The sequence below is a fragment of the Pseudomonas sp. IT-P171 genome (assembly GCF_949767765.1).
Classification (GTDB): Bacteria; Pseudomonadota; Gammaproteobacteria; order Pseudomonadales; family Pseudomonadaceae; genus Aquipseudomonas; species Aquipseudomonas fluorescens_B.
Genome location: NZ_CATKQN010000057.1, coordinates 389,378 through 412,760 on the forward strand (window position 1 = coordinate 389,378; position 23,383 = coordinate 412,760).

Below are 23,383 nucleotides of genomic sequence, written 5' to 3' on the forward strand. Positions count from 1 at the left end.
TGTCGCGCGAAGCGAGGCTACGATCTTCTCTTCAACCCTCGGCTTTTTTCTCCGCCGATCCCAACTCCTTCAAACGCTGGTCTATCAACTGACACTTGTCCGGTAGATCGGCGCTGGCCGTATCCAGATCCATCTTCTGCAACTCATCGTTGATCTCTTTGGCTTTCTTCGGATTCTGCTCCGTGAGCCTGGCGACTTCCTTGGCCAGCTGTTCACGTTTGGCGGTGGCTTCCTCCGGCGTGCAGGCCCAGGCGGGGAGGGCGCAAGCGAGGGTGGCGGCGAGGGTGAGTTTCAGCAGGGTTTTCATGGGGGTGGGCCTCGGTTCCGGTTAAGGCGGGTTATCCGGTTGAGGGTTGAGGTCAGGGGAAAGTTCAGCACGCTGGCATCTTTTGTTCACGCAGCTGGCTGATAGCGAATCCGTCAATTGACCGAAAAAGGACGCCAATCTAGTAGACTGGTATCATTGTGCTATCACTCGCAAATCAGGGATCGACCATGCTGTTCAGGGCCGTCACGGCAAGCCTTCTACTGGCATTGACCGGTTGCACCAACGTCAACGTCGAGCCAGTTGCTCCTCAATACAAAATCTCTCAGCTCTGCATCGAAGAGAACCCGAAAGTGGTGGTGGGCGATTTCGTCGATGGCCTGCAAACGCTTTTGCGCAAGCACAACATCGAAAGTCGCTTGTACGCCGCCCCCATTCCGAGCAGTTGCGAATACCGTCTGACCTACACCGCCATCCGTTCCTGGGACTTTTCCCCGTACTTGTCCGATGCCAGTGTCCGGCTCTTCAAGGGCGATCAACAAATCGGCTTTGGTCAATACCACCTGACCGGTGAGGGCGGCTTCGATCCGTCGAAAGTCGCGCCGGTCGAGGAAAAAATGGGGCCGGTGATCAACCAGTTACTGGGGCAAAACAAATGAGCGCAGCCATGAAAAGTATCCCGGTTCTATTGCTCATGCTGTTGTTGACCGGATGCGGTCATACCAGCCCCAGCCAGCCGTATTTCGAGCCGCCGGCGCCACCGCAGGGCAAGGCGCTGGTTTACATGATGCGGACCCAGGTCATTCAAGGCAGTTTTTATGACAGCGTGTTCAGCATCAATGACAGCGCCGTGGTGGGGCTCAATGACAAAAACTATTCCTGGGTTCTGGTGAGCCCGGGCTTGCATAAGGTCTCAGCCGGACCGCGCCCGCATCCCCGAAATGTGTACTTGAACCTGCAGGTCGAGCCGGGCAAGGAATACTTCGTTGAATACACGCAAGAGTACGCGGCCGAGATGGTCCGGGTGCGGGACGCCAAGGAAGGGAAAGCCATGGTGAAGGGGTATTCGTATATTCCGGTGAAGTAGTCGCACGCGGTAAATGAGTGATCCATCGCCAATCAAAACATTTGATTGGCATGCCTGAGTTAGCGCTTTTCCACACGTGTCTGCACATACGCAAAAGGGCGACCAACAGGTTGCCCTTTTTATTTGCTCATAGCATTTGCTTGCAAACAATGCGCTCTATCCCCCATGGCAGCAGCTTGAAGAAGCCTTGTCTTCATAGCGATCGTGATGCCTTACCCATTCCATGATTTCTTCTTCATTGCGCCCCTTGGGCGTGAGGTCGAGGTAATTGTAGGCACCCACCAGCATGTCCAACCCTCGGGCATAGGTGGAGTAGGTGTGGAAAATATCGCCAGCTTCGTTGCGATAAAACACGCTCAGGCCGGGGAGTTCTTCCTCGGCACCGTCGGATTTTTCGTAGTTGTAGGTTGCCTTGCCGGCAGCGACATCTTCTGCTCGGGCCGAGACGCCAAAGTCGTAGTTGAAATCGCTGCCTGCTGACGACACCCAATCGAACTTCCAGCCCATGCGCCGTTTGAATGCCTGGAATTCGGCGAATGGCGCGAGGGAAACGGCCACTACGGCCACGTCGTGATGTGCGAGGTGCTGGTTTGCGCCGTCGATGTGGTCGGACAGGAAGGAGCAACCGGGACAACCTTCGTCCCAGCCGTCGGCGAACATGAAGTGGTAAATGACCAACTGGCTGCGACCGCCGAACAGATTGGCCATTTTCAGTTCGCCGTTGGGGCCCTGGAAGCGATAGTCCTGGTCAATTTTCACCCAGGGCAGGGCGCGACGTTCGGCGCTGAGTTTGTCCCGTTCTTTGGTGAAGGCTTTTTCGTGGGCCAAGTGTTGTTTGCGGGCCACGAGCCATTCTTCTCGCGACACGATTTGATGGTTCTGAACGTTCATCGGGTTTTCTCCTGCGCAATGCTGGGAGGTGACTGACACAAGCTTGTCGTTTGACCTGTGCCGAATTCGACATACCGCCGGTCAGCGCCGTTCAAAACCTAAGCTGAACGGCTGCGCGCGCTGCCGGTCACAACCTATGAAGGCCATCACATTCACGGGCTTTGGAGGTTGGACAGGATGACGACTTATAACTGGGATTTGATTGAACGCTTGCTGCACGAAGTGCAAAACGCGGCCCCCAGCTTCACGCCGCGGCCCTATGCAGAAGAGTACGCGGCAGAAAAAGGTGCGGAGGGCGAGCAGACTGAAAACCTGGATCACCTGAAAGCGGTGGCCGGTGAATATGAAAAGTTGCTGCTGGAGCGGGGTTATATCGAACCTCGGCCTGAAGAGCAGGGTGGGACCGGTTCGAACTACATGCTGACGCCACGGGGTTCGAGTTTATTGAGCCTGATCGACAGCAGCATTCCTGGCAATGATCATCCACGGCAGGTGCTGGATGAGCAGGAAGACGCGCTCGATGCAGTGACGTTTGATGTGGTGGCGTCCAAGGCGCAGATCGCCTGATTGCGTTGGTGAAAGCAAAAGATCGCAGCCTTCGGCAGCTCCTGCCTGTGTACACAGAACTCTGTAGGAGCTGCCGAAGGCTGCGATCTTTTGATTCTTAGCTCTGTTTCGCGGCCTTGAGGCACTTCAAATCATTGAAGTCCTTGCGAACCCCTTCGATTTTCTTCAACAACCGCTCACGCTGGGTCGGCTTGCTCTCCGCCATCAAATCCGCGAACAGGCTTAGCGCCTGTGCTTCTGTGTTGGCGTAAGCCTTGCGGTAATCGGCCGTCCATAAACTCTCGCGATTCACCAGAAGTGTCTCGATTCGCTGTGGGAATTCCGGACTCTGACGTTGCGCCACTGCGGCACTGAACTGCTTCTGCCAATGGGCGCGGTTGGCGATCCATTGCGTGTTCTGGTCACCCAAGGCATTCGACCAGGCGACGACACGTTGTCGCTGGGTTGGACTGAGCGGGCCGAGCCAGTCTTTCAAACGTTTTTCCATGCGCTCGCCGCGCTCCTTGATCTGCTGATCGAGGGACGGTTTCAGGTAATCCTGCTGGCGTTTGCGCTGGTCCTTGGCAAAGGCGTCGTTCATCTCCGCGACTTGCTTGTCATCCAGCCCCTGCAACAACTCGATGGCCGACGGGGTGATTTCCCGTGCGGTCTGGGCGATGGCTTGTTTGGCTTCCTGGGTGCGGGTTTGCAGTGCGTTGTCGGTCACCTGATTGGTCTCAACCATCACCTGCAAACGGTCGAGCCAGTCGAGGTAACCCGGCAGTTGCGTGGTGCAGTGCCAGCTCAGGTGCTCTTTCAGGCGCTCGTTGAACCAGCCTTTTTGCTCGCCGTTCATGTCCAGGTAATCGCTGAGGGTCCACGGAATGATCACGTCGAGGTTGCGATAGGCCAGGCCCACGCGACTGCAGGCGCCGAGGGCGAGACTGAGGGTGAGGGCGACGGCAATACACTTTAACCAGCGCGACATGGGCGAGTCCTTGCGAAAGCGTAGGTTCTCATGTGAACGCAGGATGAGCCCGCCAGTTCAGCCGATCAATAGAACGCGTGTTCGGCTTTGAGGGTGACGAGTCCGTCGCACTGACTGTTGTGCCCGGAGTAGGCGGAGCAATCGCTGCCGCTGAGGCTTGAGTCGCTGTAGATCAGGTCCAGGTCGATACCCATGAACGGCCGGGACAGCGTCAACGACCAGTCGGTGAAACTGCCTACATACCCGCCGTCCACCGACACCGGAGTATTGAGCTGGTGGGTGGTGTATTTCATGCTGATCCCGACGCCGAATGGCTGATTGCCGCCCAGGTCGGCGAACACGGTGCTGTTCTGTTTGTCCGGGTCGTTGCTGAAGGCTGCGCCGAAACGGCTGCCCAGCAGGGTCAGGCCGCCGAAGAGTTCCTGGGTGTCGAGGGTGTCCACCTTCGGATAGCTGTAGCGGATCATGCCGACTTCGTATCCGAGGGTTTGGTCGAAGGGTTGTTTAAAACCCATGTAGGAATCGACTTCGAGGTTGTTCCCCTGGCTCAATCCCATGCTCGGTGACCATTGGCCGAAGTAGAAGCCGCTGTCATGGCTCAGGTCGAGGCCGCCGTGAAAGGAGCCGATGGTCGAGGGTTTGACCAGCCCCTGGGCCATGCTGCGACTGGGGGTGGTGCCCAACTTGAGATCGAAGTCCCCCAGTTCACGCTGGAAGATTTGCGCGTTGGCGACCGAAGATGACAGCAGGCCGCTGAGCAAAAACAGAAAGGGTTTGAGCATGCGTCACTCCATGACAGCGAGGAGCAGAAACGAAAAACTGCTGAAACGCTTAATCCAGACGTGTGCAAGCATACCGGCGAATGCTCGGCATCGATGGCCGTTCGTCGATTTTTGAAATATTGATGTATTTATCGGGGGTGTTGCGAGAGGGTTCCAGTCCAAGCGCTTCGAAGCTCAAAGCGCTTACGGACCAGGTGACGCGAGGATCTGTAACGGTGTTACTTTTTGCCGAGCGTGATCTGCTTGGACGGGCCGAACGTCTGGCCGCTGACGCCTTTGGCAATTTGCTGGATCTCGCCACCGGACTTGAGGAACGCAGCAATCTGGTTGTTGATCGATTCGCTGGTTTCAACGGCTGGAGCTGGCTTTGCTTTGCTGTTGGATGCTTTTACACGCATGGCGGCCATTAACCTGTAGAAAATTAACTTGGCCACGCATCGTACAGGAAATACTTGACAATTGCTTGGTAAATATCCCCCTGAAATACACATCACAAAAGCAGGATACGTCGCAAGTTATTATTCGAAATATCCCCGTAACCTGCTGTTTTGAATAAGAACATCAGTGCGTATAAATGGATTTTTGCCTGGCTGGAAGGGACGAAAATCCGCTGATCGGCCTGACGAATGGCCGGACGCGACCGACAAATCCCTGGAAAATTAAGACCTTCACAGGATTTTTCTCGAGCCTCTTGGCCGGGCGTCGAACGCCGCGTGCAAAAACGGGTAGAATGCCGCCCACGCAATGAGGGTATTGGACATGGCTTTAGTCGGGCGTTACAACAGTTTGCAAGTGGTTAAACACACTAACTTCGGTTTATATCTGGACGGTGGCGCGGATGGCGAAATCCTTCTGCCTAATCGTTATATTCCCAAAGATATTCCCAGCGAAGATGAAGACTGGCTCAACGTTTTTATTTATCTGGACAGCGATGACAAACTTATCGCAACTACCGAAAAGCCGAAAGTTCAAGTCGGTGAATTCGCCAGTTTGAAAGTCGTTGAAGTCAACAGCATCGGTGTTTTCCTGGATTGGGGTTTGCCGAAGGATCTGTTGCTGCCGTATTCCGAAGAAAAGCGTCAGATGACTGCTGGCGAGTATGTCGTGGTGCACGTCTACCTCGACAAGCACACCCGTCGCATCACTGCGACCGCGCGTCTGGACCGTTATCTGGACAAGACCCCGGCCAATTACACACCCGGCCAGGAAGTTGATCTGCTGGTTGCCGAAGCCACCGACATGGGCTTCAAGGCAATCATCAACAACAAGCATTGGGGCCTGATCCACAAGAACGAAATCTTCAAGTTCATGCGCGCCGGCAAGGAAGAGAAGGGCTTCATCAAAGAAGTCCGGGCCGACGGCAAGATCAGCCTGAGCCTGCAACCGGTGGGTGAAGAAGCGGCCACTAGCCTCAACTCGAAGATCCTCGCCAAGTTGCGTGAAAACAACGGCACGCTGCCGGTGAGCGACAAGAGTGACCCGACAGTGATCACCAGCATGTTTGGCGTCAGCAAGGGCAACTTCAAAAAAGCCATTGGTGCGCTGTACAAGAATGGCCAGATCGTTATTCACGCCGATCGCATTGAACTGAGCTGATCCCACGCCGGCCTTTGCTTTAACTGTCGAGTCATTGCCATGGATTGTGTTGACGAGGTGATCCAGTGAGCGCCACTCGGCGTAGCGCCGATGCGTTTGCCCTGCAAGTGATGATGGGGTTGTGCCTGATCTGGGGCGTGCAGCAGGTGATGATCAAGTGGGCGGCGCCTGACATCGCGCCGGTCATGCAGGCTGCGGGGCGGTCGGGTATTTCTGCGTTGCTTGTAGGATTGTTGATCTGTTGGAAGGGCGGCTGGGATCAGGTAGGCAAGACGTGGCGCGGTGGACTGCTGGCCGGCGCGCTGTTTGGACTGGAGTTCTTCTTCATTTCCGTAGGCCTGCAATTGACCACGGCCGCGCACATGTCGGTGTTCCTTTACACGGCGCCGATCTTCACCGCGCTGGGCGTGCACTGGCTGTTGCCGAGCGAACGCTTGAGGCCCGTCCAGTGGTTGGGCATTTTTCTTGCCTTTATCGGGATTGCCATCGCGTTTGCCGGTGGCGTGTCGTGGGACAACCTCGATCGCCGCATGTTGATGGGCGATGCGCTTGGCGTATTGGCCGGCGCCGCTTGGGGCGCAACCACCGTCGTGGTGCGCGCTTCGCGCTTGTCGGAAGCACCGGTGACGCTCACGTTGTTCTACCAACTGATTGTCGGTTTCGTCGGTTTGCTGCTGATCGCGATGCTCAGTGGCCAGGTCACCCACGTCAGCCTGACCACCGTGGCGGTGGCCAGTGTGCTGTTCCAGGGACTGGTGGTGTCGTTCTTCAGCTACCTGACCTGGTTCTGGTTGCTGCGTCGCTATCTGGCGGCGAACCTGGCGGTGTTTTCGTTCATGACGCCATTGTTCGGCGTCACGTTCGGCGTGGTATTGCTGGGCGAAGCGCTGAGCCTCAACTTCGTCATCGGTGCCGTGCTGGTGCTGCTCGGCATCACGTTTGTCAGCGCTGAACAGTGGGTGCGCCGTCGTTTGCGCAAAGCCCTCGGCCAGCGCTGACCGGACGGAGCAACAGACCACCAGCGATAAGCAGACCGCTGCCCGCCACGATCAGCGCCGGCTGCAAACCGCCGCTGAAATGGCTGCTCAATGCGGCGAGCAACGGTCCGGCAAGTTGACCCACGGCGAAACACGCGGTCAGCAGTCCTGCGTTGCGCTGGGTGGCGTGGGGCGCCAGTTCCCGCGAGCGTTGCATCACCAGTTGCATGCAGGCCAGGAACGGCGTGCCACACAGCAATACACCCAGCGCCAGGCCTGACCCGCTGCCCAACAGACACGCGAACACACCAGCGGCTTGCAGCCACAACGTAGCCATCAGCCAATGACGGGTGGCGTTCGGGTTGTGCCGACGAAGACTCACCAGCACCACGCCGATGGCCGACGCCAGACCAAAGCAGGGCCAGAACAGATCGGCTTGCCATTGGCCATGGAACTGCGCGTTGGCCATCTGCGAGAGGAAAGTGGCCGGAATGATGTAGCCCAGACCGTACAAGCAGTAGATCGCCCCCAAACGGCCGATCCCCTGGTCGCCCGAACCGGCAGCGCTGGCGGCGACTGCCACGGAGGCGGACGGTTGCGGCAGGAAAGGCAAAATCCCCAACAGCATCACCAGTGCGACGCCGGCGTATACCAGCCACAAGGTTGCAGAGGTCTGACCCAACAGATTCGAGCCCAACGCCAACAATCCTGTGAGAAAGATCCCCAGACCCGGTCCGGCAAATACCACTGCGCCAAGCCGAGGTCGACCGGCTGCCGCGGCCAGTGGCTGGCTCAATGCGGTGATCATCACCAGCACCCAGGCGCTGGCCACGCCCGTGCCGAAACGCAGCAGCAGATGCGACCAGAAGCCATTGGCCCAGAACGAGGCGAGGGTGAGTAAGACGCACAGCCACAACCCGCCCAGCAACCGCTGCCGGACTTGCTCGGGACGCCGGCAGAACATTGCGTCCACGGCGCCGACGAAGTACCCAAGGTAGTTGGCTGCGGCAATCAGACCGGCGGCTGTGAGGTCGACCTGACCTTCGCTGAGCAGGTGTGGCAATTGCGGGGTGAGGGCGAATCGCCCGATGCCCATGGCCATCATGAGCGCGATAAAACTGGCGAGTAAGCGAATCAGCGGGGACATAGTCTGAGTTCCGGCAGGGGATCAATGACCGTCAGGCTAGGACTGATTGACTTTCTTTAAAAATGAATAATAGTGAGTAACTTGTTCTGATTTGGAGAATGTCGTGGAATTCAGCCAACTGCGGATCTTCCAGGCGGTGGCGGAAGAGGGCTCGATTACCCGTGCTGCCGAACGACTGCATAGGGTGCCGTCGAATCTGTCGACCCGCCTTAAACAGCTTGAGGAGCAGCTCGGCGTAGAACTTTTCTTGCGCGAGCGTCAGCGTTTGCAGTTGTCTCCTGCGGGAAAAGTGTTGCTGGACTACACCGCGAAGCTGTTCAACCTGCGCAACGAAGCGCAAGCGGCGGTGCAGGGCGGGCAACCGGCGGGCGATTTCGTGCTGGGTACGATGTACAGCACCGCGGCCATTTACCTTCCACAACTGTTGGCCCGGTATCACCGCACTTACCCGGCGGTGAACCTGCAAGTCCAGTCCGGGCCCAGCGGAGAGCTGCTGGAGGGCTTGCTCACCGGTCGTCTCGATGCGGCGCTGGTGGATGGCCCGCTGGAGTTGGCCGGGCTCGATGGCGTGCCCTTTCGCGAAGAGCGCCTGGTGCTGATCAGCGAAGCCGATCATCCGCCGGTACGCAGCGCGCTGGATGTGCAGGGGCGCTCGGTGTTTACCTTTCGCCAGGGCTGTTCTTACCGGACGCGTCTGGAAGCCTGGTTCGCCCATGATCACGCGGCCATGGGGCGGGCGATGGAAATCGAGTCCTACCCCGGAATGCTCGCTTGCGTGATTGCCGGTTCGGGGGTGGCGCTGATGTCGGAGTCGATGCTGGCCAGCCTGCCGGGTCGTGAAAGTGTGGCGGTGCACCCATTGGCCGAGCCCTTCGCCACGGCGACGACCTGGCTGATGTGGCGCAAAGGCATGGTCGGGGCCAATCTTAATGCGTGGATCGAGCAGCAACAGGCGGTCTATCCGACGGAGGTAACGCCGGCCCGAGCAATTGCCTGAACGAATGGTCAGGTATTTGGATCAATTCAGTAACAGATCATTGTGGATTTTGCCGAGCATTAGGTAGGACTTAGGACTATTATCAGAGCGAAGGGGCTACAGAATTTCAGCCGCTCGGCACTACCCTGAAGGGGGCACCATGAAAGAGAAAATCCAAAACTGGCTGCATGACCTGGGTGTCGCACTCGGTTTAATCGAACCGCCTCTGCAACCTGTGCCTATTCGCACCGACGACGAACAGCGTCGCCGCCAGCCGCGCCGCCGGTAACGAAGGGCCGAAGGGCTGTTGTGGCGAGGGGATTTATCCCCGTTGGGCTGCGGAGCAGCCCTAAGACCGTTCAACCGGGTTATATCTGGCGGACCATCTCAGGCGGATTACGACTGCTTCGCAGCCGAACGGGGATAAATCCCCTCGCCACAATCTTGTTTGCCAATTGGGGCGCGTTTGCGAACCCGACTCAATCCCGCGCGATCTCCATCAAAAACCGACTCAAATCGTTCGCCGTCCTGGCGGTCGTGAGCATCCGGTCTTCCTCCGCCGTAAACGCCGTCAACCCAAACTCATCTTCCAGATGGAAGATCAGGTCTTCGATGTCCGCTTTATCCAACCCTAATTCCATCAGGCTGGCGTGATCGTCGACGTCATCCTGGCGCTCCAGCAGGCGGCTGATGAAACAATGCACAGCGGCACGTACGTCGGCTCTATTCATGAGGGTTCTTCAAGGGCGTTGGTATTGTTGTTCCCTGCGCTGAGTACAGCAGTTTTCAGGCGTGCGAGCGCTGCCACTCGTCAATCATGTTGCGCAAATGTTCCCCGGAAAAACTCCCGAAATGACCGCCATGCACGGTGCGGATCGGCAATTCGTGCAAGCGTTGCAGACTGCGCGCGTAGTCATTGAGGTCGGAGTGGTAGGCGTCCTCGATCAGCGGCCCGTCGTAGATAATGTCGCCACTGAACAGTGTCTCGGTTGCCGCCTCATACAGGCTGATGCCACCCGGTGAATGCCCGGGTGTGTGCAGCACCTGCAACACGCGATTGCCCAGATCCAGTACATCCCCATCCTCAATCATCCCCGTGGCCGGTGCGGCTTTCACCCGGTATTCGGCGTAGCACAGCGGGCAATCGGGATGAGCCTCGAACATGTCGTCGCCGACGAATGCCCGGCTCAAATCGTTTTCGCCGTCAGGTGCCTCAAGGATATCGGCCTCGGCGGGATGCACCAGGCGTTCGGCAAATTCGTGATGGCCGGCGATGTGGTCGAAATGGCAATGACTGGCCACGGCCACCAGCGGCCGTTCGGTAATCCACGGCAATTGCTCGCGCAGGCTCACCAGCCCGGAGCCGCTGTCCAGCAGCAGGTCCTTGTCGCGGCCCTGAATGTGCCAGAGGTTGCAGCGGTAGAAAGGACGGATGTAAGGCTCGTGGATCAGGCGGATGCTGTCGCTGAGCTGTTTGACCTCGAACCACTGATCGCGAGAAACAATCTTCATCAAAGGTTTTCTCCAGGCGAAAAAAACGGGTGTGGCAACCGACGCCACACCCGTCGAAGAAAGCATCAAGTCGTTATGTTCAGCTTAGGCGGCGCTGGCCGCCACTGCCGGGCGACGGGACAGCAAGCTGACCAGCACGAAGCTCACCAGACTCACGCCGAGGCTGTAGTAGATCGGGGTGTTGGCGTCCATGCCGTCCTTGATCATGAACACCAGCGCGGTGGCGAAGCCCATGCCCATGCTGGCGATCGCGCCGGCAGTGGTTGCGCGTTTCCAGAAGATTGCACCCATCAGCGGGATCAGCATGCCGCCCACCAACAGGTTGTAGGCCAGGGTCAATGCGCTGATTACGTCGTTCACCACCAAAGCGATGCCGAGTACCACAATGCCGGTCAGCAGGGTAAACAGGCGGTTAACGTTCATGTTGGATTGTTTGCCACCACGCAGTTTCGGCAGCAGGTCTTCGGTCAGGGTGGTGGATGCGGCAAGCAGGCCGGCGCTGGCGGTGGACATCATGGCAGCCAGGGCTGCAGCGATCACCAGGCCACGGATGCCGTCCGGCAGCGAGACTTTGACGATAGCGGCAAAAGCGTTGTTGACGTTGTCCAGATCCGGGATCAGTACGTGAGCGGCCATGCCGATCAGTGCACAGACCAGACCGTAGATGATGCAGTAGATGCCCGCGGAGGTACCGGCATACTTCGCAACTTTTTCGCTTCGTGCGGTGAACACCCGTTGCCAGATGTCCTGGCCGATCAGGATGCCGAAGAAGTAAATCATGAAGTAGGTGATGATGGTGTCCCAGCCGATGCTGGTGAAGCTGAAGCTGGCCGCCGGCAATTGTGCAACCAGTTGATCCCAGCCACCCACTCGGTACAAGCAGATGGGCAGCAACAGGAACATCAGGCCGACGGTCTGGATACCGAACTGGACGATGTCGGTCAGTGTCAGCGACCACATGCCGCCGATGGTCGAGTAGATCACCACCACACCACCGCCGAGAATCACCGACAACCAGAACGGAAGGCCGAACAACACTTGCAGTACGGTGCCGATTGCCAGGATCGAGGTCACACCGATCATCAGCGCATAGGCCAGCATGATGCTCGCGCTTGCGGTACGAGCCATCGGGTTATAGCGCTTTTCCAGCACTTGGGTAACGGTGAATACCTTCAGCTTCAGCAGCGGCTTGGCGAGGAACAGATTCAGCGCCACGATCCCGCAGCCCAGTGCGGCGCAGAGCCAGAAACCGGAGATGCCATGAACATAACCCAGACGCACGGTGCCCACGGTGGATGCGCCGCCCAGAACGGTGGCAGCCATGGTGCCCATGTACAGGGTCGGGCCGAGGTTGCGACCGGCGACCAAGTAGTCTTCGTTGGTCTTGGCCTTGCGCATGCCGAAGTAGCCGAGTACCAGCATCGCGGCGGCGTATATGAGAACGACGAATAAATCCAATGCCATGATGGCGTGTCTCCGATTGTCTTTTTTATGGTGAGGCGAAAATCAATGTGGCAATCAGGCCGCTTTTTGTGGCGAGGGAGCTTGCTCCCTCGCCACAGAGGTTCCGTTGATCACCGTTTGTGTCGAATCAGGCGGCTTGTCGCATCGCCGGTTTACCGAGCGAATCCGTGCCCTTGCTGCGTGGATCATTCGGCCCGAACACCGCAGCCGGTTCCGGGAACAGGCTCAGCAGCGCCAGGTACACCACCGAGGCCAGGCCAAGGGTCACCGGCAGGCTGATGTCGATGCCACCCGCCAGGTTGCCGAGCACACCCACGAACTGCCCTGGCAGGTTCACAAAGCACAGACCGACCAAGGCACTCGGGATCCAGGCACCCAGCCCACGCCAGTTCCAGCCATGGGTGAACCAGTAACGACCGCCTTTCTCGCCGCGGGTGAACACTTGCAGGTCATCCGGGCAATAGAAGCCGCGACGCACCAGCAGACCGATGATCATGATCACCATCCATGGGGTGGTGCAGGTGATGATCAGCACGGCGAAGGTCGACACGCTCTGCACCAGGTTCGCCGCAAAGCGTCCGATGAAGATGAAGGCAATCGACATCACACCGATCAACAGGGTGGCCTTGACTCGCGACAGCACACGCGGGAACACGCTGGACATGTCCAGCCCGGTGCCATACAGCGAGGTGGTGCCCGTGGACATGCCGCCGATCACCGCGATCAGGCACACCGGCAGGAAGAACCAGCTCGGCGAGACGGCCAGCAGGCCACCGACGTAGTTGTTCGCCGCGATGTAGTCCGGCGCCTTGATCGCGACGATGGTCGCGGTGGCGAGGCCGAACAGGAAGGGGATGAACGTTGCGATCTGCGAGATCACCACGGCAGCCATGATCCGGCGCTTGGAGGTGTCACGCGGGATGTAGCGCGACCAGTCACCGAGGAACGCGCCGAAGGAAATCGGGTTGCTCATCGCCACCAGCGCGGCGCCGATAAAGGCGGCCCAGAAGCCCGGTTGACCCATGCTCACGGTGCCGGCGTAATTCGCATCGAAAGGACCGGCGAACGCGAAGAGCCCCAACAGGAACAACAGGCTGGCGCTCCATACCGCGATCTTGTTGACCCACAACAGGAAGCGGAAACCGTAGATGCACACCGTCAGCACCAGGATCGCGAACAGACCGTAGGCCAGGCCCAGGGTCAGGTCGGTTTCCGGCAGGCCGATCAGGCGTTTGGCACCACCGATCAGCGCATCACCCGAACTCCACACCGAGAGCGAGAAGAAGGCGATGGCGGTCAGCAGCGACAGAAACGACCCGACGATCCGCCCGTGCACGCCGAAGTGTGCACCGGAAGACACGGCATTGTTGGTGCCGTTGATCGGGCCGAACAGGCCCATGGGCGCGAGGATCAGCGAACCCAGCAACACGCCCAGCACAATCGCGCAGACGCCCGCCTGAAAGGACAGGCCGAACAGCACCGGGAAACTGCCGAGCACGGCGGTGGCAAAGGTGTTGGAACCGCCGAAGATCATCCGGAACAAGTCCGTCGGGCCTGCGGTGCGTTCGTTGTCCGGGATCTGTTCGACCCCGTAGGTTTCAATATGCGTAAGGCTTTGGTCGTTGTTGTTGTTATTCATGATCTGCTCCGATCATAAAGGCGCGCTCATCGTGTGTGAGCGTCACCTGTTTGGCTAAGGGATTGGCAGCCCTTCCGGCATCGCGGACAAATGTTCGTGGCAGGCCAGCCATAGGCCTTGTTGTTCTTGGCCAGACGCTTGTTTCTTGAAAACAATCGTCTCGCGCTCCTGGCTGAAGTGTTGCTCCCCTTGCATGCGCAGCTCGGTGGCCACGTCATGGATGAAAATCGCCACGTCACCCTGCAGGCTGACGAAGGCGTTGCTCGAGGTGCACGACAGCACCTCGAAGCCATCCTCCGAACGCCAGGTGTCCCACAACGCCTGATAGGCATCGCGCGACAGCAGCGGCTGCTCGAGGGTGTAGAAGACGAAGCTGGCATCGGCGCTGAACGCGCCGAAGTAGGCTTCGCGATCGTTACGGGCAAAGGCGGACACCAGATCGGCGGCGGCCTTCAAAACCTGATCACGTTCGTTCATGACCGATCCTCAGCGGTGGACCACGCCAGGCAGTACGCAGAGCATTTCGTACAGCAGGTTGGCGGCCAGCAGCGAGGTGTTGCCGGTGGTGTCATAAGCGGGCGAGACTTCTACCAGATCGCAACCGACCAGGTCGAGGCCTTGGCAGCCGCGAACGATCTCGATCGCCTGAATGGTCGTCAGACCACCGATTTCCGGAGTGCCGGTCCCCGGTGCCCAGGCCGGGTCGATGCCATCGATGTCGAAACTCAGGTACACCGGCCCGCCGCCGACTTTCTCGCGCACTTCGGCCATCAATGGTGCCAGGGATTTGTGCCAGCACTCTTCGGCCTGAACCACACGGAAACCCTGGTTACGGCTCCAGTTGAAGTCGTCAGCGGTGTAGCCCTGCGCACGCAGACCGATTTGCACGACGCGGTCCGGGTCCAGAAGACCTTCTTCGACGGCGCGACGGAAGGTGGTGCCATGGGCGATCTTCTCGCCAAACATGTGATCGTTCACATCGGCGTGGGCGTCGATGTGCACCAGGCCGACCTTGCCATGCTTCTTGTGGATGGCACGCAGGATCGGCAGGGTGATCGTGTGGTCGCCGCCCAGAGTCAGGGGGATCACATCGTGTTCGAGGATTTTGTGGTAGGACTCTTCGATGATCCGTACGGCATCCAGCAGGTTGAAGGTGTTGATGGCCACGTCGCCGATGTCGGCAACCGACAGTGAATCGAACGGCGCTGCGCCGGTCGCCATGTTGTACGGGCGGATCATCACGGATTCGGCGCGGATGTCACGCGGTCCGAAACGGGTGCCGGGACGCAGGGAAGTACCGATGTCCAGCGGCACGCCTACGAAGGCAGCGTCCAGACCGGCAGCGGTCGGTACATGGGGGAGTCGGAGCATGGTGGCGATGCCGCCGAAGCGCGGCATTTCGTTGCCGCCCAGTGGTTGGTGAAGAATCTTGTCCACGGGTAAGGCCTCATCGTCGTTGTTTTATTTATGTCGGTTGCGCAGAACCGGGGAGGTTCGGGCACCGTTAGGGACCGATTCTGCGAAATGCAGTGGTCGGGAAGAATCGCTACGGGCAAATACTTAGTTCAGATTTTTCTAAACTAATGGTTGGCACGACGATAGACTTGCGGCCATGTGCCGCACTCCTGTGGCGAGGGAGCTTGCTCCCGCTCGGCTGCGCAGCAGTCGTAAAATCGGCTGATGCGGTCCGTCTGACACTACGAGGTGAATGGTTGTAGGGCCGCTTCGCAACCCAGCGGGAGCAAGCTCCCTCGCCACAAAAGCGCAACACGCATGACCTTGCAAACGGAGCCCCCATGGCCAACGCTTTACCCGACCTGAAACTGTTACGCATCTTCGTCAGCGTGGTCCGTCATCAGGGGTTCGCCAACGCGCAGCAAGAGCTCAACCTCTCGACCTCGGCGATCAGCACCTACATGAGCCAGCTCGAAGCGGCCCTTGGCCTGGTGCTGTGCCATCGCGGTCGGGGCGGTTTCAGCCTGACCAGCAAAGGCGAATTGTTCCACCAGGAAACCCTGCGCCTGCTCGGCGAACTCGAAGGTTTCGAGCAATACGCGGCGGCGCTGAAGGGTGAACTGCGCGGCACGCTGAACCTCGGCGTCATCGACTCCACCGTCAGCGACAAGGCCTTGCCTTTCGCCGAGGCCATCGGCGCCTACAGTCAGGAACACCCGGCGGTGCATTTGCACCTTTCGGTGATGAGCCCGTACGAACTGCAACTCGGCGTGCAGGACAACCGTCTCGACCTCGCCATCGGCGCGTTTTCCACGCGCATGAGCGGGCTGGTCTATATGCCGCTGTACCGTGAACAACACTGGTTGTACTGCAGCAGCCGCCATCCGCTGTTCACCGAGCGACGCATCCCCGAGCAAGTCATCACCCAGCAACGCATGGTGGGGCGCGGTTACTGGAGCCAGGCCGAACTGGCGCGCCATGGCTTCAAGCACAGCGCCGCGACCGTGGAAAGCATGGAGGCGCAACTGATCCTGGTGCTGTCCGGCGCCTACATCGGTTATCTGCCGGAGCATTACGCCCAGGCCTGGGCAGACAAGGGGGACTTGCGCGTGTTGCTGCCGGCGACCTTCGGCTACCAGGCGCCGTTCTCGATGATCGTGCGCCGGGGGCGCAGTCGCGAACCGTTGATCCAGACCTTCCGCGATTTGCTCAAAGCACAGCTCAATCAGGTTTGAAACCATGTCCAGAATCCAGTGTGCCCGCTGCCTGCGTCCGCAAACCCATTGCCTGTGCCCCCTGATCCCGAGCCTCGACAGCCGCACTCGGGTGTTGTTGCTGCAACATCCGAGCGAAGTGAACCATGCGCTGAACACCGCGCGGTTGGCGGCATTGGGGTTGAAGAATGCCGAGTTGATGGTGGGTGAGGTGTTCGACGATTTGCCGGCACTGTTGAATCAGCCGGGCTATCAGGCGCGGCTGTTGTTTCCTGGCGAGGAGGCTCAACCGCTGCAGGCGTACGCGGTAAACGATCAGCCGCTGTTGCTGGTCGTACCGGACGGCACTTGGCGCAAGGCGCGTAAAATGCTGCACCTCAATCCGCTGTTGGCGGCGTTGCCCCGAGTGACCCTGGTGGAGGGCGGCGTGTCGCGGTATCGCTTGCGCAAGGCGCCGGGACCAGGGGCGCTGTCGACGGTGGAGGCGATTGTTCAGGCGTTGCAGGTGCTGGAAGCGCCTGTCAGTTTCGAGCCGTTGTTGAAACCGTTCGAGGCGCTGATCGAGGGACAGATTGCGGCGATGGGGGAGGAAATCTTCCAGCGTAATCATGGCGACAGATAAGTCGTGTCTGTACCGGCCCCATCGCTAGCAGGCTAGTTCCCACACTGGATCTGTGGCGTTCACAAGTTCCCTGTGGGAGCTGGCCTGCCAGCGATAGCCATTGCACAGCCAATGAAGATTCCCGCCGGACCTATCGCTCCCGCATCGCCTCGGTCCGGGCTTTAAGCACCGGTTTCAGCAGGTAATCCAGCACACTTTTCTCACCGGTGATGATGTCCACAGTGGCCACCATCCCCGGAATGATCAGCAGCGGTTTCACATCCCCACCCAAGTGATTTTTATCGGTGCGCACCTGAATCAGATAAAAGCTGTTGCCCTTGTCATCCGTAATCGTGTCCGCACCAATCAACTCCAGCTTCGCGCTCAACCCGCCGTAAATCGTGTAGTCGTACGCACTGAACTTGACCATCGCTTTCTGCCCCGGATGCAGGAACGCCACGTCCTGCGGGCGCACCTTGGCCTCGATCAGCAGGTTTTCCTCGATGGGCACGATTTCCACCATGTCGCTGCCCGGCTGGACCACGCCGCCGATAGTGTTGACCTTCAGCACCTTGATAATCCCGTGCACCGGCGACACCACCGTCGTGCGGCTCACTCGGTCATCAATGGCAATGCTCGACGCGGTGATTTTCGACAGATCGGTACGTTTCTCATTGAGCTCTTTCGCCGCGTCCGAACGGAAGGATTGTTCCGATTCATCGATCTTGCTTTTGATCTCGTTGATCGCCGATTCCGCACGAGGAATCGCCAGCGTCGTGGCATTCAGTGAGCCGCGAATCTCCACCGCGCTGCGTTTGAGCCGCAGGATTTCCACGGGCGAAACCGCCCCGGTACCCACCAGCGGCGCGGACATGTTCATCTCTTGTTGCAGCAGCGCCAGGCTGGAACTGAATTGATTCTGTTTCGAGCGAAACTCCGCCAGTTCCTGGGTTTTCTGCCGCAGTTGTTCGGTCAGCGTGCGCTGTTCGCTGGCCAGGCGACGTTGCCGTTGTTCGTACAGCGAGCGCTCGTCCTCGGCCACTTGCGGGGCCTTGGCGATCACCTCCGGCGACAACTTGAACGGCCGCCCCTCGGCCTCGGCGGACAGGCGTTCGACCTGCGCGGTCAACGCGTAACGATCGGCCTCGCTTTCACCCTTGTTCGACAGAAACCGTGTGTCATCCAGGCGCAGCAGCGTGTCGCCCTTGTTCACCATTTGTCCTTCGCGCACAAAGATCTCGGTGACGATGCCGCCTTCCAGGTTCTGGATCACCTGCACCTTGCTCGACGGAATGGCCTTGCCTTCACCCATGGTGACTTCCTGCAACACCGCGAACCTGGCCCACACCACGGCGCTGATGATCAGCGCGGCGGCGAGCCATACGGTGATCCGCGACCAGCGCGGGGAATCCTGCAACGAGGCGCCGGCGGTTTCCGGCATGAACTCGCTTTCGGCACTTTTGCTGAAGCTGTCGAAGTAGCCGCGTGAACCTTGTGAAGATGCCATAAGCGGACTCCTAGACGGCCGCAGAGCCGACACGGCCCTTGCGCAGTGCATCGATGACCGCTTCTTTCGGACCGTCGGCGACGATCCGCCCGTTGTCCAGTACCAGCAGCCGGTCCACCAGGCTGAGCATCGAGGTGCGGTGGGTCACCAGCAGCAGGGTTTTGCCCTGGACCCAACCGTGAAGTTTTTGCCGAAGGACATCTTCGCTGCTGTTGTCCATGGCGCTGGTAGGTTCGTCGAGCAGCATGATTGGCGGGTCGAGCAACAAAGCGCGTGCCAGCAACACCGCCTGACGCTGACCGCCGGAGAGCAATTGCCCGCGTTCGCCGACAGGCCGGTCAAAGCCTTGTGGATGTTGCCGCGCGAGTTCGGTCACGCCGGTCAGCTCGGCCACTTCCAGCATCCGCGAGTCGCTGATGTAACGCGCGCCGAGGGTCAGGTTGTCGCGCAGGCTGCCGGCCAGCAGCGGCAGGTCGTGGGCCACGTAACCAATCTGTTGGCGAAGGTCGGCGACGTCCAGTTGCCGCAGGTCCAGGCCATCGAGCAGCAACTGGCCTTCCTCCGGTTCGTAGAAACCCATGATCAGACGCCCCAAGGTGCTTTTGCCCGAGCCGCTGCGCCCGATGATGCCGACCCGTTCACCGGGTTTCAGGCTGAAACTGATGTTGGCCAGCGCTGGGGCGTTCTGGCCGTTGTAGTGAAAGGTCACGCCGCTGACGTCGAGTGCGCCTTGCAGTTGCGTGCGTTCCAGCGGCCGCTGTTTCGCGTCGCGTTCTTGCGGAAGCGACATCAGCGCATCGGTGCTTTTCATGGTCAGTTGCGCTTGCTGATAGCGGGTGATCAGCCCGGCGATCTGCCCCAGCGGTGCGAGCACGCGACTGCCCAGCATGTAGGTCGCCACCAGTGCGCCGACGCTGAGGTTGCCGGCGATGATGCTGTAGACCCCGGCGACGATGGTCGCCATGCCGGAGAACTGCTGGATGAACAGCGTGCCGTTGGTGGCCAGCGCCGAGAGGTTGCGCGCATGACTGTCGAGGCGGGTGAGGGCGCCGTGGGTGCTTTCCCATTTGTGCTGGCGCTCGCTTTCGGCGCTGCAGGCCTTGAGGGTTTCCAGGCCGCCGAGGGTTTCGATCAGCAGGGCCTGGCGTTCGGCGCCGAGTGCCAGGCTTTTTTGCACGGTGTCGCGCAGGCGCACCTGAATCACCATGGCGAACAGAATGGTGATCGGGAATGCCAGCAACGGAATGACCACCAGCCAGCCACCGAGCAGGCCGATCACCACCAGCATCAGTACGGCGAATGGCAGGTCGATCAGGCTGGTCAGCGTGACGGCGGTGAGGAATTCGCGCAGGCCCTGGAAGTCATGGATGCTTTGGGCAAAACCGCCGATGGTCGCCGGGCGCGCTTTCATCGACATGCCAGTGATGCGTTCGAACAGCGTTGCGGACAGGATCACGTCGGTTTTCTTCCCGGCGGTGTCCAGCAAGTGTGCGCGAACCACCCGCAGCGCCAGCTCGAAACCGGTGCCGATCAGCAAACCGATGGACAGCACCCACAAGGTTGAAGTCGCCTGGTTCGGTACCACCCGGTCGTAAGTCTGCATCACGAACAGCGGCACCATCAGCCCCAGCAGGTTGATCAGGAAACTCGCGAGGATTGCATCGCTGTACAGCCATTTCGACAGCTTCAAGGTGTCGCGGAACCACGCCTCCACCCGTGGCACCAGCGGCGAACGCAAGTCTTCGAGTTCATGCCGTGGCCGGGCGAACAAGGCCTGGCCGCTGTAGTTTTCGGCCAGTTCTTCACGGCTGACCCACTGCTCGCCACCGTCGGCTTCGCTCGGCAGAATCAGCAAGCGGCCGTCATCGCCGAAGCGACGCAGGATGGCGGTGCGGCCGTTGTTGAGGATCAGCATCACAGGCAGGTTGAGCGCGGAAATGTCTTCCAGGTCACGGCGCAACAGCCGCGCCTGCAAACTGGCCCGGGCCGCTGCGCGCGGCAGCAGGTCCAGGCTCAAGCGTTGGTGTGCCATTGGCAGCCCGGCACTCAGGCTGGCACGACTGACCGTCGCGCCATGAAGTTTGCAGAGGATCAGCAGACCGTCCAGAAGCGGGTCATCGAAGCTCAGCCGCGGATCGACACCGGTGTTGCCGGGTTCCATGCTGGTCACATTGATCGCTCCATTGCACTACCGCAATTCAGGCAGACGGGCTTCGTTCTTCACTTCGGTCCGGGCGATCGCATCGGCGGGCAGCACCACCCGTTGTTTGCTCAGCAACTGGCCCATGTTCGCCAGCACGCGGTACATCGAGTACTCCTCGGTGTAGCGCACTTCGGTGTAGCGGCGATTGGCGTTGTACAGCTCGTTTTCGCTGTCGAGCACGTCCAGCAGGGTCCGTTGGCCGAGGCCGAACTGGTCCTGGTAGGCCGCACGAACGCGGGTGGTGGTTTCCGCGTATTCGCGGGCGGTCGGGGTTTGTTTCCGGGCGTTGAGCATGGCGTTCCACGCCAGGTGGATGTTCTCGTTGAGCTGGCGCAGGGCGTTGTTGCGGATGTCCATGGCCTGATTGATCTTGTGTGCGTCGGAAGCCAGCCTTGCCTTGTCGCTGCCGCCACGGAACAGGTTGTAGTTCATCACGACGCCGACGCGCCATTCGTTGTCGTGGCCTTCTTCGCCGGCGATGTTGTTGTTTGCCCCCACCGCGGCTTCAGCGTCGAAGCGTGGGTAGAACGGCGACTTGGCGACTTCGTACTGGCTCTCGGCCGATTGCACATCCGCCTGGGCCGATTTCAGGTACGGGTTGTTGTCGACCATGCTCTGTTGGGCATCCTGGATCGTGGCCGGCAATTCGCCCTTGATCGACGGCAGTGTTTCCAGTTCATCGGGCATGCGCCCTGTCACGGCATAGAAATTCGCTTCGGCATCGGCCAGATCGACTTCGGCAGTATCGAGGTTGTTCTCCGCGAGTGCCCGGCGAGCCACGGATTGATCGGAGTCGGCGTTGCTGCCGATACCGCGCTGGGTGCGCAGGCCGATCTGGTCGTTGACCCGCAGGTGCGCCTGCAGGTTGTTCTTGGCCAGGGTCACCAGTTCGCGGCGCTTGAGCACTTCGAGATAGACCTCGATGGTGCGCAGGGCCAGGTCCTGCGCGGTGCCCTGAGCGTAATAGGCCCGGGAGTTGACCACGCCTTTGGTGCGCTCGACTTCGTTGGATGTGTTGAAACCATCGAAGAGCATCTGCCGCAAGCGCAGTTCCGATTGGGTGTAGTTCAGAATCTCGGTGTGGTGATTGCCGAAGGCGCGGGTGTTGGTGTTGTCGCTGTACCCGCGCCCGTAGCCGGCATTCAGGTCAACAGAGGGATAAAAACCGCCCTTGGCGACTTTCACGTCCTCATCCGCCGACAGGCGGCTGTCTACACGTGAGGCGAGTTCCGGGTGGGTGGCGATGGTGCTCTGGATCGCCTCGGTCAACGACATGGCTTGAGCCTGAGAAGTGCAGGCCATGGCCAATAGAATCGCACTGCAAACGGGGGTCAATCGGCGCATGGATACATCTCCCTGAAGTCCCAATGGTGCTTATCAGTCGCCAAATATTTGACGGCATTTATGGGTGAAACCGTTTCATACTTGTAACATCAGAGCTAAGAACATTCTCAAAAGAACCTTAGAAGTTTTTCTCATAACTGTTATGTCAAAAAAAACTTATGCGCTCTTAAAAATCCAGCACATTGTTCAATCCGAAAGCCCTTGATTTACGAGCCTTAGGGAGCTTCTTGAGGGCTGGGAAAAGTTCAATCCACTTATCGATGTGGGGCGAAGAAGTGCTGGAGGGGAGGGATGCGCTACGGTTTTTTGGGTGACGGTTTTTTGTCACTCGTTGGTTCAAAACCGTTACGCATTGCCCGTAGGTAAGGTTGTTTCGCAACAGCATTCCGATGTAATTGATTGCATTGGGTTTTATGCCGAATCGAGACACTTCGCCCATGGGCGACACGCTTGGCGAGAAGTCGCCAGGGCAGCGGCTTGTTCAGGCAAGCCGCCGCCCGGTAGACGTTCCGCCGGTCACCCGCTCACGCCATGAGCACGTTCTTCGCAATCAACAGGATGCCGACAGCGGTTGGCAGCGGAGGAAATGCACATGGCAACGCTCATCGGTATCGTCACTAAGGTCATTGGTCAGGTGTTCGCGCAAGCGAGCGACGGCACCCGACGTGCCTTGATCGAGGGGGACAGGCTGTACGCCGGCGATCAACTGGTCACCGGTGCCGAAGGCGCGGTGGCGGTGCATCTGCAAAATGGCCAGGAACTGACCCTCGGGCGTGGCAGCAGCCTGCAAATGAATTCGCAGCTGCTCGCGCATCAGGTGCCCCATGTGGAAACAGCCGAAGCGGCGACGCCGACGCAGGCGCAACTGTCCGACGTCGAACGAGTGCAAAAAGCCATCGCGGCGGGTGATGACCCGACCCAGACAGCGGAAGCCACGGCCGCGGGGCCGGGTGAACAGGGCGCACCTGGTGGTGCCGCGGGCGGTGGTCACAGTTTTGTATTGCTGGAAGAAGTGGCCGGGCGGGTCGATCCGACTGTCGGTTTCCCTACCGCCGGCTTCAACGGTATTCCTGAATTTCCCTTGGAACGTCTGGCCGGTGATCCGGATAACGGCGGTAACGCGGCTGCAGCGCCGATTGGTGCCGATGCCCCGGATGTTCCGAATGATCCTGAAACGCCAGACCATCCC

25 protein-coding genes are annotated in these 23,383 nt (G+C 59.4%); 10 read left to right on the top strand and 15 right to left on the bottom strand.

Translation table 11 applies throughout. The features are described from left to right. Positions 1-31: 31 nt before the first annotated feature. Complete coding sequence (locus ACM6I5_RS26145) at positions 32-307, bottom strand: hypothetical protein (protein ID WP_017337090.1); 276 nt, start codon at positions 305-307, stop codon at positions 32-34. A 188-nt stretch (positions 308-495) separates the two neighbouring features. On the opposite strand from ACM6I5_RS26145, the gene ACM6I5_RS26150 reads away from it, so the two are divergent. Further along, positions 496-924, top strand: a complete 429-nt coding sequence (locus ACM6I5_RS26150; protein WP_017337091.1) for an Sbal_3080 family lipoprotein — start codon at positions 496-498, stop codon at positions 922-924. A gap of 8 nt (positions 925-932) precedes the next feature. Beyond that, positions 933-1,352, top strand: coding sequence for a DUF2846 domain-containing protein (locus ACM6I5_RS26155; protein WP_414879626.1), 420 nt, complete (start codon positions 933-935; stop codon positions 1,350-1,352). 156 nt (positions 1,353-1,508) lie between these two features. Here the strand turns inward: ACM6I5_RS26155 and ACM6I5_RS26160 are convergent, their stop codons facing one another. Next, positions 1,509-2,243 (bottom strand): DUF899 domain-containing protein, encoded by a 735-nt coding sequence (locus ACM6I5_RS26160; RefSeq protein ID WP_414884953.1) that lies wholly within the window; start codon positions 2,241-2,243, stop codon positions 1,509-1,511. Positions 2,244-2,420: 177 nt separating this feature from the next. Here ACM6I5_RS26160 and ACM6I5_RS26165 point away from each other — a divergent pair, with 177 nt between their 5' ends. After that, complete coding sequence (locus ACM6I5_RS26165; protein WP_414884954.1) at positions 2,421-2,810, top strand: transcriptional regulator; 390 nt, start codon at positions 2,421-2,423, stop codon at positions 2,808-2,810. A gap of 97 nt (positions 2,811-2,907) precedes the next feature. Here ACM6I5_RS26165 and ACM6I5_RS26170 read toward each other — a convergent pair whose 3' ends face one another. The 3 genes from ACM6I5_RS26170 to ACM6I5_RS26180 all read right to left on the bottom strand — a co-directional run bounded on the left by ACM6I5_RS26170 (position 2,908) and on the right by ACM6I5_RS26180 (position 4,966). After that, positions 2,908-3,777: a DUF6279 family lipoprotein gene (locus tag ACM6I5_RS26170; RefSeq protein ID WP_414884955.1), complete on the bottom strand. Its 870-nt coding sequence runs from the start codon at positions 3,775-3,777 to the stop codon at positions 2,908-2,910. A gap of 65 nt (positions 3,778-3,842) precedes the next feature. Next, a complete protein-coding gene (locus ACM6I5_RS26175; protein WP_017337096.1) occupies positions 3,843-4,559 on the bottom strand; it encodes a TorF family putative porin in 717 nt (238 codons plus the stop codon). 218 nt (positions 4,560-4,777) lie between these two features. Further along, positions 4,778-4,966: a hypothetical protein gene (locus tag ACM6I5_RS26180; protein ID WP_017337097.1), complete on the bottom strand. Its 189-nt coding sequence runs from the start codon at positions 4,964-4,966 to the stop codon at positions 4,778-4,780. A gap of 352 nt (positions 4,967-5,318) precedes the next feature. On the opposite strand from ACM6I5_RS26180, the gene ACM6I5_RS26185 reads away from it, so the two are divergent. Both ACM6I5_RS26185 and ACM6I5_RS26190 read left to right on the top strand, forming a co-directional pair. Further along, positions 5,319-6,155 (top strand): S1 RNA-binding domain-containing protein, encoded by an 837-nt coding sequence (locus ACM6I5_RS26185; protein ID WP_084323383.1) that lies wholly within the window; start codon positions 5,319-5,321, stop codon positions 6,153-6,155. A gap of 65 nt (positions 6,156-6,220) precedes the next feature. Next, positions 6,221-7,153, top strand: a complete 933-nt coding sequence (locus ACM6I5_RS26190; RefSeq protein ID WP_414884956.1) for a DMT family transporter — start codon at positions 6,221-6,223, stop codon at positions 7,151-7,153. Here ACM6I5_RS26190 and ACM6I5_RS26195 read toward each other — a convergent pair. Beyond that, positions 7,098-8,279, bottom strand: coding sequence for an MFS transporter (locus tag ACM6I5_RS26195; protein ID WP_414884957.1), 1,182 nt, complete (start codon positions 8,277-8,279; stop codon positions 7,098-7,100). The two genes, ACM6I5_RS26190 and ACM6I5_RS26195, sit on opposite strands and share 56 nt — an antisense overlap. A gap of 103 nt (positions 8,280-8,382) precedes the next feature. Between ACM6I5_RS26195 and ptrR the strand changes: the two genes are divergently transcribed. Both ptrR and ACM6I5_RS26205 read left to right on the top strand, forming a co-directional pair. Then, positions 8,383-9,276 carry a putrescine utilization regulator PtrR gene (ptrR, locus tag ACM6I5_RS26200; protein WP_017337101.1) on the top strand — a complete coding sequence of 298 codons (894 nt, stop codon included), beginning with the start codon at positions 8,383-8,385 and terminating at the stop codon, positions 9,274-9,276. Between the two features lie 139 nt (positions 9,277-9,415). Further along, positions 9,416-9,544 (top strand): PA1414 family protein, encoded by a 129-nt coding sequence (locus ACM6I5_RS26205; protein ID WP_003184145.1) that lies wholly within the window; start codon positions 9,416-9,418, stop codon positions 9,542-9,544. Between the two features lie 190 nt (positions 9,545-9,734). Here the strand turns inward: ACM6I5_RS26205 and ACM6I5_RS26210 are convergent, their stop codons facing one another. The 6 genes from ACM6I5_RS26210 to speB form a co-directional block, all read right to left on the bottom strand. After that, the gene (locus ACM6I5_RS26210; protein WP_017337102.1) at positions 9,735-9,986 is read right to left on the bottom strand and encodes a phosphopantetheine-binding protein; all 252 of its coding nucleotides are present in this window, start codon (positions 9,984-9,986) and stop codon (positions 9,735-9,737) included. A gap of 55 nt (positions 9,987-10,041) precedes the next feature. After that, on the bottom strand, positions 10,042-10,767 hold the full coding sequence (locus ACM6I5_RS26215; protein WP_414879629.1) for an MBL fold metallo-hydrolase: 726 nt from the start codon (positions 10,765-10,767) through the stop codon (positions 10,042-10,044). Between the two features lie 84 nt (positions 10,768-10,851). Beyond that, positions 10,852-12,231 (bottom strand): sodium:solute symporter, encoded by a 1,380-nt coding sequence (locus ACM6I5_RS26220; protein WP_414884958.1) that lies wholly within the window; start codon positions 12,229-12,231, stop codon positions 10,852-10,854. Positions 12,232-12,358: 127 nt separating this feature from the next. Further along, a complete protein-coding gene (locus tag ACM6I5_RS26225; RefSeq protein WP_414884959.1) occupies positions 12,359-13,870 on the bottom strand; it encodes a purine-cytosine permease family protein in 1,512 nt (503 codons plus the stop codon). A 54-nt stretch (positions 13,871-13,924) separates the two neighbouring features. Then, the gene (locus ACM6I5_RS26230) at positions 13,925-14,347 is read right to left on the bottom strand and encodes a YybH family protein (RefSeq protein WP_017337106.1); all 423 of its coding nucleotides are present in this window, start codon (positions 14,345-14,347) and stop codon (positions 13,925-13,927) included. Between the two features lie 9 nt (positions 14,348-14,356). Continuing rightward, on the bottom strand, positions 14,357-15,307 hold the full coding sequence (gene speB / locus ACM6I5_RS26235) for an agmatinase (RefSeq protein WP_017337107.1): 951 nt from the start codon (positions 15,305-15,307) through the stop codon (positions 14,357-14,359). Positions 15,308-15,666: 359 nt separating this feature from the next. Here speB and ACM6I5_RS26240 point away from each other — a divergent pair, with 359 nt between their 5' ends. Both ACM6I5_RS26240 and ACM6I5_RS26245 read left to right on the top strand, forming a co-directional pair. After that, positions 15,667-16,560 (top strand): LysR family transcriptional regulator, encoded by an 894-nt coding sequence (locus ACM6I5_RS26240; protein WP_017337108.1) that lies wholly within the window; start codon positions 15,667-15,669, stop codon positions 16,558-16,560. Positions 16,561-16,564: 4 nt separating this feature from the next. Beyond that, complete coding sequence (locus ACM6I5_RS26245; protein ID WP_017337109.1) at positions 16,565-17,161, top strand: tRNA-uridine aminocarboxypropyltransferase; 597 nt, start codon at positions 16,565-16,567, stop codon at positions 17,159-17,161. Between the two features lie 130 nt (positions 17,162-17,291). On the opposite strand, the gene ACM6I5_RS26250 is transcribed toward ACM6I5_RS26245, so the two are convergent. The 3 genes from ACM6I5_RS26250 to ACM6I5_RS26260 are packed head-to-tail and all read right to left on the bottom strand — an operon-like array spanning position 17,292 to position 22,194. Next, complete coding sequence (locus ACM6I5_RS26250) at positions 17,292-18,647, bottom strand: HlyD family type I secretion periplasmic adaptor subunit (RefSeq protein WP_414884960.1); 1,356 nt, start codon at positions 18,645-18,647, stop codon at positions 17,292-17,294. 10 nt (positions 18,648-18,657) lie between these two features. Then, positions 18,658-20,817, bottom strand: a complete 2,160-nt coding sequence (locus ACM6I5_RS26255; RefSeq protein WP_414884961.1) for a type I secretion system permease/ATPase — start codon at positions 20,815-20,817, stop codon at positions 18,658-18,660. An 18-nt stretch (positions 20,818-20,835) separates the two neighbouring features. Beyond that, positions 20,836-22,194, bottom strand: coding sequence for a TolC family outer membrane protein (locus ACM6I5_RS26260; RefSeq protein WP_017337112.1), 1,359 nt, complete (start codon positions 22,192-22,194; stop codon positions 20,836-20,838). Positions 22,195-22,786: 592 nt separating this feature from the next. On the opposite strand from ACM6I5_RS26260, the gene ACM6I5_RS26265 reads away from it, so the two are divergent. Next, the coding region (locus ACM6I5_RS26265) for a retention module-containing protein (RefSeq protein ID WP_414884962.1) at positions 22,787-23,383 on the top strand (597 nt) is incomplete at its 3' end.